The organism is Streptomyces sp. P5F9 (assembly GCF_057961495.1).
This window is the reverse complement of the sequence record NZ_JBXVPZ010000420.1, coordinates 1-8,566: the sequence shown is the minus strand read 5'-3', so window position 1 is coordinate 8,566 and position 8,566 is coordinate 1. Positions and strand designations below refer to the sequence as shown.

The 8,566-nt window shown below is 70.3% G+C and carries 6 protein-coding genes; 3 read left to right on the top strand and 3 right to left on the bottom strand.

Translation table 11 applies throughout. The features are described 5' to 3' along the window. Positions 1-482 precede the first annotated feature (482 nt). A complete protein-coding gene (locus AC31A1_RS40930) occupies positions 483-1,034 on the bottom strand; it encodes a MarR family winged helix-turn-helix transcriptional regulator (protein ID WP_489658162.1) in 552 nt (183 codons plus the stop codon). Positions 1,035-1,152: 118 nt separating this feature from the next. On the opposite strand from AC31A1_RS40930, the gene AC31A1_RS40925 reads away from it, so the two are divergent. After that, entirely contained in the window at positions 1,153-2,451 is a 1,299-nt protein-coding gene (locus AC31A1_RS40925; protein WP_489658161.1) for an MFS transporter, read from the top strand. 1 nt (position 2,452) lies between these two features. Here AC31A1_RS40925 and AC31A1_RS40920 read toward each other — a convergent pair whose 3' ends face one another. After that, complete coding sequence (locus tag AC31A1_RS40920; protein ID WP_489658160.1) at positions 2,453-4,111, bottom strand: ATP-binding SpoIIE family protein phosphatase; 1,659 nt, start codon at positions 4,109-4,111, stop codon at positions 2,453-2,455. 214 nt (positions 4,112-4,325) lie between these two features. Continuing rightward, entirely contained in the window at positions 4,326-5,693 is a 1,368-nt protein-coding gene (locus tag AC31A1_RS40915; protein WP_489658159.1) for an NAD(P)/FAD-dependent oxidoreductase, read from the bottom strand. Positions 5,694-6,070: 377 nt separating this feature from the next. Between AC31A1_RS40915 and AC31A1_RS40910 the strand changes: the two genes are divergently transcribed. Both AC31A1_RS40910 and AC31A1_RS40905 read left to right on the top strand, forming a co-directional pair. Beyond that, positions 6,071-6,841, top strand: a complete 771-nt coding sequence (locus AC31A1_RS40910) for a TetR/AcrR family transcriptional regulator (RefSeq protein ID WP_489658158.1) — start codon at positions 6,071-6,073, stop codon at positions 6,839-6,841. A gap of 584 nt (positions 6,842-7,425) precedes the next feature. Next, on the top strand, positions 7,426-8,566 hold a 1,141-nt coding region (locus AC31A1_RS40905), incomplete at its 3' end, for an RNA polymerase sigma factor (protein WP_489658157.1).

Here is an 8,566-nt window from a genome sequence, read left to right as displayed (position 1 = left end):
TTCCCTTCGGTCTTGCGTTTCCGACTCTATCAGACCGTTTCCGGTCCCGATTTCCTCGGTGCTTTCCAGGTTTCCGCTTCCGCGTTTCCCTTTCCGGCGGTTCCGACTCTATCAGATCCTTTCGGGCCTGACTCCCAGTCAGCGGGGCTTGCCTTCCCGGCCCTTGGGCCGTTCTGACGTCTCAAACCTTAGCCGATTCCCCCGGCGGAGTTCCAATCGAGGCTCAGTGACCTGATCGAACAACAGCCGTGCCCAAATCGAATTGAATTCGGGCACGCCGAAATCAATCCCGTTGGGAGATCGTGCGGTTGGTTTGGGTTGCCGCTGTCGCGGCGGAGGTGCTGCCGGAGAACCGTTACGGCTCGGCGGCAACCCGAAGAACTTTACGGATCGAGCAGGGGCGTGTCAAGCACCCTCTGTCAAGATCTTTTATGGCGAGATCCGCCGAGCGATCGACCGAGGCCAGTCGGGGCCAGCCGGGGTCAGTCGAGGTCGCTGAGACGGCCGCCGGCGTCCGGCTGGGCGTGCTCCACCCTGCGCAGCAGGCGGGTCAGGACCTCACCAAGGGCGGTGCGCTCCTCCTGGGACAGGTCCTGGAGCAGCTCGCCCTCGAAGACCGTCGCCATCCGCATCGCCTCCAGCCACTTGCCGCGGCCCTCGGGCGTCAGCTCCACGATCACGCGGACGCGGTTGGACTCGTCCCGCTCCCTGGTGACCAGCCCCTCCGCGACCATGCGGTCGATCCGGTGGGTCATCGCGGCCGGCGTGAGGCCGAGGCGCTTGGCGAGGTCGCTCGGGCCCATCCGGTAGGGGGCGCCGGAGAGGACGAGCGCCTTGAGGACCTCCCACTCGGCGTTGCTGAGGCCGAGGTTCGCGGTCTGGCGGCCGTACGCGACGTTCATGCGGCGGTTCAGGCGGCCCAGGGCCGAGACGATCTTCTCGACCTGGGGGTCGAGGTCGTGGAACTCGCGCTGGTAGGCGGCGATCTGCTCATCGAGTGTCGGTTCGCCGAGGGTGCTGGGGGTGTCGCCCATGGGCGTCAGTATGGCACGGGCGTGCTTGGCGTTGAAGTCCTTCTGGGTGTACTGTTTAGCTTCTAACTTTAGCTTCGAAGTCTTCGGCTCTAAGTAGTGCCGAGACTGACCAACTCACATGATTGAGGTGAACGTGACCAGGGCGATGGGCGCAGCGATGCGCCGGATCCACGTGGGAAACGCACTCAGCGCGTTCGGGCTCGGCTTCACCGTCCCCTACCTGTACGTCTATGTGGCGCAGGTGCGGGGACTGGGAGCCATGACGGCGGGTCTCGTACTCGCCGTCTTCGCCGTGGCCGCGCTGATCGTGCTGCCGTTCGCCGGACGGGCCATCGTCCGGCGCGGTCCCCGACCGGTTCTCCTCGTCGCCCTGGTTCTGGCCGCCGTAGGGTCGATGAGTCTGGGCCTGGCGGGGAGTGCGACCGCTGTGTTGCTGTCGGCTGCGGCGCTCGGGGCCGGGCAGGCCGTGATGCAGCCGGCGCTCGCCACGATGATCGTGGACTGTTCTACGGCGGACACGCGCTCGCGTGCCTTTGCCATGCAGTTCTTTCTGCAGAACCTCGGGCTCGGTGTCGGCGGGCTCATCGGCGGTCACCTGGTCGACACGACCAGCGCGTCCTCGTTCACGCTGCTCTTCGGGATCGAGTCGGCGATGTTCCTGGTGCTCGCCGGTGTGATGGCGACCGTGCGGATGCCGCACTCGCCCGCGATCGGTGACGCACCTTCGCGGTCGGCCAAGGGCGCCTGGAAGCAGCTCCTCGGCAACCGGGCCATGGTGCAGCTGAGCGTGCTCGGCTTCGTGCTGTTCTTCGCCTGTTACGGGCAGTTCGAGTCGGGGCTGAGTGCCTACGGTGTCGAGGCCGCCGGGATCTCCACGTCCGCGCTCGGGACGGCGCTGGCCGCGAACACCGCGATGATCGTCGTCGCGCAGTTCGCGGTGCTGAAGTTCGTCGAGCGGCGTCGGCGTTCGCGCGTGATCGCGGCCGTAGGAATGATCTGGGCCTTGGCGTGGGTGACGGCCGGGTTCGCGGGGCTCGGGCACGGGAGTCAGGAGATGGCTACGGCTGCCTTCGTGTCGACGTACGCGCTGTTCGGGCTCGGGGAGGCGATGTTGTCGCCGACCGTCGCTCCGCTGGTCGCCGATCTGGCGCCGGAGGGGATGGCCGGGCAGTACAACTCGGCCTTCGCCCTGGTGAAGCAGCTCGCGCTGGCTGTGGGGCCCGCGGTGGGCGGGCCGCTCGGGGCTTCGCTGCCGGGGCCGTATGTCGTGACGTTCTTCTTGTTCTCGCTGGGGATCAGCCTGCTTGCCGTGCGGCTGGGGCGGCAGTTGACCGCTGTGCAGGATCAGCCCTGGCGGGCGAAGGGGAGTCTGGTCGTGGCTCGCGGGAGTGTCGAGCCTGTGGGGGTCGAGGCGTAGGTCAGGCCGGGGCCGTCTTGGGGAGTACGAACTCGCACCAGACGGCCTTGCCTCCGCCGGGGGTGCGGCGGGAGCCCCAGTTCGAGGCGATGGTCGCCACGATCGCGATGCCTCTGCCCGACTCGTCGGCCGGTTCCGCGCGGCGGCGGCGCGGGAGGTGGTCGTCGCCGTCCGTGACCTCCACGATGAGGCGGCGGTCCGTGCGGCGCAGGCGTAGGCGCATGGGTGGAGTGCCGTGCTGGAGGCTGTTGGCGACCAACTCGCTTGCCGCCAGGACGCCCAGGTCGTGCAGCTCGGTGGGGAAGCGCCAGCTGGTGAGGACTCCGGAGGCGAACGCACGCGCGCGTGGGGCCGCTTCCACTCCGCCGAGCAGTTCCAGGGCCGCGTTGCGGAAGAGGTCGCCGTCATGGCCGGTGCGGGCCGGGTGCTGGAGGACCAGGACAGCGACGTCGTCGTCGTGGTCCGCGGTGACGCCGAGCGCGCGGACCAGGCGGTCGCAGACCACCTGGGGGGTGCCGGTGGCGCCGGCCAGGGCGCGCTCCAGGGAGGCGATGCCCACGTCGAGGTCCTCGTCCCGGCGTTCCACCAGGCCGTCCGTGTAGAGGACCGCCGTAGAGCCGGGGCTGAGGGGGATCGAGCCCGAGGAGTGGATCCAGCCGCCGGTGCCGAGCGGGGGGCCCGTGGGTTCGTCGGCGCGTTGGACCGCGCCCGTCTCGTCGCGGACGAGGATCGGGAGGTGGCCGGCCGAGGCGTAGACCAGGCGGCCCTCGTTCGGGTCGAAGATGGCGTACACGCAGGTGGCGATCTGGTTCGCGTCGATCTCCGTGGCGAGGCCGTCCAGGAGCTGGAGGACCTCGTGCGGGGGCAGGTCGAGGCGGGCGTACGCGCGGACGGCGGTGCGGAGTTGGCCCATGACCGCTGCCGCGCGGACGCCTCGGCCCATGACGTCGCCGATGACCAGGGCGGTGCGGCCGCCGCCGAGGGTGATCACGTCGTACCAGTCGCCGCCGACCGCCGCCTCGGTGCCGCCGGGCTGGTAGGTGGCGGCGATGCGCAGGTCGTCGGGCTCTTCCAGCTCCTGGGGGAGCAGGGAGCGCTGGAGCGTTACGGCTGTCTCGCGCTGGCGGCGTTCGCTGGCGCGGAGGCGTTCGGCGGCCTCGGCGTGGTCGGTGACGTCGGTGGCGAAGATCAGGACGCCGCCCTCGGCGCTGTCGGCGCTCACCGCGACCGGGGTGCACGTGAACGTGTACGAGCGGCCGCCGGGTGCCTTGCGGGACTTGAGGGTGCGGGGTTTGCCGCTGCGCAGGACCTGGTCGAGGAGCGGGAGCAGGCCGAGTTCGTCCAGCTCGGGGAGGGCCTCGCGGGCCGGTGCGCCCAGGGGGCGGGTGCCGAAGGCGGCCGCGTAGGCGTCGTTGACGTACGCGATGCGCTGGTCGGGGCCGTGCACCAGGGCGACGAGGGCCGGGACGCGGTCGAGGACCTCGCGGACGGGCAGGTCGTCTACGGCGGGGACCGGCGGCGGCTCGTCGGTGAGCTGCTCGGCGCGGGCCGCGGGCACGGAGCCTTCTCCCCGCCGGTCCGGGGTGACCGTGTGGTCGGTCCGCGCTGCGGCGCGGCGCTGCGTTCCGGGGAGCCGGGCGCTCCAGCGCGTGAAGTTCACGAATCCTTGCCTCGTGTCAGGTGTCGTCGGCCCGCTCCGGACCCTGCCGGGGGTCCGGGGGTTGCCCCCGGGAGATGCAGCACAGTGGGGAAAGCCTCTTGGGTGAGAAGGGCGAGCGTGGGCCCGCCCGAAGTCGTGGACCAGTCTGGCAGTGTGACCGACCGGGCCGACATTCGTCAGACGCCTCGGCGGCCGGTGGAGTTCCTCGGTCCGGTCAGTTCGACCCCTTCGGGTCGTGTGGAGGCTTTCCACCGGCCGCGAGTTCGAACTCCGCTCGGGGATGTTCGAGTGATCCGAGGGAGACGATCTCCCGTTTGAAGAGCCCCGCCAGGGTCCATTCGGCGAGCACACGGGCCTTGCGGTTGAAGGTGGGGACCCTGCTCAGGTGGTAGACGCGGTGCATGAACCAGGCAGGGTAGCCCTTCAGCTTCCGTCCGTAGACCTGCGCGACGCCTTTGTGCAGTCCCAGGGAGGCGACCGAGCCGACGTACTTGTGGGCGTACGTCTCAAGGGGCTCGTCGCGCAGGGAGTGCGCGATGTTGTCGCCGAGGATTTTGGCCTGGCGTACGGCGTGCTGGGCGTTGGGGGCGGTCTCGGTGCCGGGTTCGGACGCGGTGACGTCGGGGACGGCTGCCGCGTCTCCCGCTGCCCACGCGTGCGTGGCGCCCTCGATCGTCAGCTGTGCGGTGCACTTGAGGCGGCCGTGGTTGTTGAGCGGGAGGTCGGTGGCGGCGAGGACGGGGTGGGGTTTCACGCCGGCCGTCCACACGAGCGTGCGGGTCGGGAAGCGCTGGCCGTCGCTGAGGACCGCGACGCGGTCGGCGCAGGATTCGAGGCGGGTCTCCAGGAGGACCTGGATGTTACGGCGGCGCAGCTGGGTGATCGTGTAGGTGCCCATCTCCTCGCCGACCTCCGGGAGGATGCGGTTCGAGGCTTCTACGAGGATCCACTTCAGGTCGTCGGCGTCGACGTTGTGGTAGTAGCGCACGGCGTAGCGGGCCATGTCCTCCAGCTCGCCGAGCGCCTCGACGCCGGCGTAACCGCCTCCTACGAAGACGAAGGTCAGGGCCGCGTCGCGGATCGCGGGGTCGCGGGTGGAGGAGGCGATGTCCATCTGCTCGATGACGTGGTTGCGCAGGCCGATGGCCTCCTCGACGGTCTTGAAACCGACGCCGTACTCGGCGAGACCGGGGATGGGGAGGGTGCGCGAGATCGAGCCGGGGGCCAGGACGAGTTCGTCGTACGCCAACTCCTCGGTGCCCGTGCCCTCTTCCTCGGTGGCGAGGGTGCTGAGGGTCGCGGTGCGCTTGCCGTGGTCGATGGCGGTGGCCTCGCCGATGACGACCCGGCACCGGTCGAGGACGCGGCGCAGCGGGACGACGACATGGCGGGGGGAGATCGAACCGGCGGCGGCCTCGGGGAGAAACGGCTGATACGTCATGTAAGGGTCGGGACTGACGACGGTGATCTCGACCTGCCCGCGCTTGATTTCACGTTTCAACTTCTTCTGAAGGCGCAGGGCTGTGTACATCCCGACGTAGCCGCCACCGACAACGAGAATGCGCGCGCGTTCCTTCACCATCCCATGACGCACCCGGCGCTGGAGTTTGTCCACAGCCTCGACAAATTGTGTGACCGGCGACGGAGGGCGCGCGCGGGCGCCGGAATTGCTGTCGCGGCGGGCAGGTTCGCAGGTCAGTCGGGGTGATCGGGGTGGTGCCCCGGGGTGCAATCGGGACGTATGCGACCCGTACTCCGATCGGGGGGCGCTCCGTGCGGAACCTGCCCCTTCTGAATTGACCCCCTCTCAACTATGTTCGTGTGTCGACGGGGTGAAGGGGGATGTGCTCAGCGAGTCCGCGAAGAGCGGGGCTCGCGAACCGGGCTTGTCTCACGATGCTCCGGCTGCCGATGACGGGGAGTCTCCGGGGGGAGACGTCATTAACCGGGGGAACGTGTATGCATATTCAGGATTCTCATTGGACATCCGCGTCAGCCGTCGCATCCGGCGGCGCGGTCGGAGCGGCGGGGAACGGACGCGGGGACAGTTCGCGGACGACGCCGTTGCGGGTGGACGCACAGCGCAATCTGGAGCACGTGCTGCGGGCGGCGCGTGAGGTCTTCGGCGAGCTGGGATACGGCGCGCCGATGGAGGACGTGGCGCGACGCGCGCGGGTCGGTGTCGGCACGGTGTACCGGCGCTTCCCGAGCAAGGACGTCCTGGTGCGCCGGATAGCCGAGGAGGAGACCTCCCGGCTGACCGACCAGGCGCGTTCGGCGCTCGGCCAGGAGGACGAGCCGTGGTCGGCGCTGTCGCGCTTCCTGCGGACGTCGGTGGCCTCGGGCGCCGGGCGGCTGCTGCCGCCGCAGGTGCTGCGGGTTGGCGTCGCCGATGAGGGTGAGGGTGCTGCTCTCCTCGACGAGACGCGGGTGCCGCAGCAGCGGACTCAGCCGGGCACGGGTGAACTGCGGCTGGTGCCGGAGGAGCCGGCGGGGGCCTTGAGCGCCGGGGACTACGACGCCGGGGCGACCACGCTGCTGGAGGTCGTGGGGCAGCTGGTGGACCGTGCGCGGGCTGCGGGGCAGTTGCGGGCGGACGTGTCGGTGTCGGATGTGCTGCTGGTGATCGCCACGGCGGCGCCCTCGCTGCCGGACGCGGCGCAGCAGGCGGCGGCGTCGGCGCGGTTGCTGGACATCCTGCTGGAGGGGTTGCGATCGCGGCCGTTGTGAGGGCGGCGGGGTGACTCTGCGGTAGGGACGGTAGGGCGGGGTGGCGCGCCCATCGTTGGTGTGGCGCCCGGTGTTGGTGTGGGCGTCTTCTGGGGGCTGCGCCCCCAGACCCCCGCATCGGCCCTGAAGGGGCCTCGTCCTCAAACGCCGGACGGGCTAGATTTTGTGGGCCTGCGCCGAAGAGCTGGCGGACGGGCTGAGCAATGCCCGTCTGCGTTGAGAGATGCCGGACCGGCTGAAGTTGCGGGCCTGCGCCGAAAGGTGCCGGACGGGCTGATTTCGCCGGCCCGCGTCGGCAGGGTGACTCGAATAGGTGACTGTGGGGCGTGGGTGCCGCGCTGCCCGCGCCCCTCGTGGCACCTGGGAACGTTCAGGGCATTTCGGCCATCTGCACCAACTCCCATGCCGGGGGCGACAGTTGAGCCTTCCCCGGAGGGGTGAACGCTAGTACTGCGTTGCGGGAAGTCCCCACGGATGAGTGGAAGGTCTGCCCTACCGGGTCCTGAACAAAAGCCAATATGGCAGGCTGACCCGGTGTTCCGGACTGGTTGGACTGGCTTGGCAGGCGGCGGGGGCTTTCCGCGATGAGTGTTGACGGGCGTGACGAGTCACTGGATGACGGTGACCCGGAGGCCGGTGGGCTGACCTCACCACAGGTGCCGAGTCAGGGCGGGCCGAGCGGTGTCCCCCAGGGTGGCGATCCCGGCGAGGGCAGCGTCCCACCGCAGCGCGAGGGCAGTGTCCTGCCGCCGCCGCTGCCGCCGTCGGAGCTGCCGGCGGCCGACGCCTCGCTGATCGAGCGCATGCGCGCCGGTGACGACACGGCGTACGAGGAGCTGTACCGGCGCCACGCGGACGCCGTGCGTCGCTACGCGCGCACCTGCTGCCGGGACGGGCACACCGCCGACGACCTGACCGCCGAGGTCTTCGCCCGCATGCTCCAAGCGGTGCGCGGCGGTTCCGGGCCCGAGCACGCCGTACGCGCCTATCTGCTGACCTCCGTCCGGCGCGTCGCCGCGAACTGGACGAAGTCGGCGAAGCGGGAGCAGCTCGTCGACGACTTCGCGGTGTTCGCCGCGCAGTCCGCGCGGGTGTCAGAGGTGTCGGACGACACTGCATCCATTAGCTCCTTCGGAGCGGGTATCGATCTGGGCGCCGACGTCCGGGCCATGCACGTGGCCGAGCAGTCGATGGCGATGCAGGCCTTCCGGTCGCTGCCCGAGCGGTGGCAGGCCGTGCTGTGGCACACCGAGGTCGAGGACGAGTCGCCGAGCGAGGTCGCCACGCTCTTCGGGCTCGACGCCAACGGCACGCGCGTGCTGGCCAGTCGGGCCCGCGAGGGGCTCAAGCAGGCCTATCTCCAGGCCCACGTCAGCGCCACCCTCACCGACGACGAGGAGTGCGCGCGCTACGCCGACCAGCTCGGCACCTACGCCCGCCGCCGGCTTCGCACGCGTGCCGAACGGGGGCTGCGCAAGCACCTGGAGGAGTGCGCCAAGTGCCGGCTGGCCGCGCTGCAGATCGAGGAGGTCGCCAGCGGTATCCCGGCGGTCGTCCCGATCGCGGTCATCGGCTGGTTCGGCGCCGCCGGGTACGCGAAGGCGGTCGCACTCATCGCGGGCGGCGCGGGAGCGGGAGCGGCCGGTGCCGCGGGCGCCGCGGCGGCTGCGGGCGGGAGTTCGTCCGGCGGGGCGGGTGCCGGGGGCGCGGCTGCCTCCGAGGGCC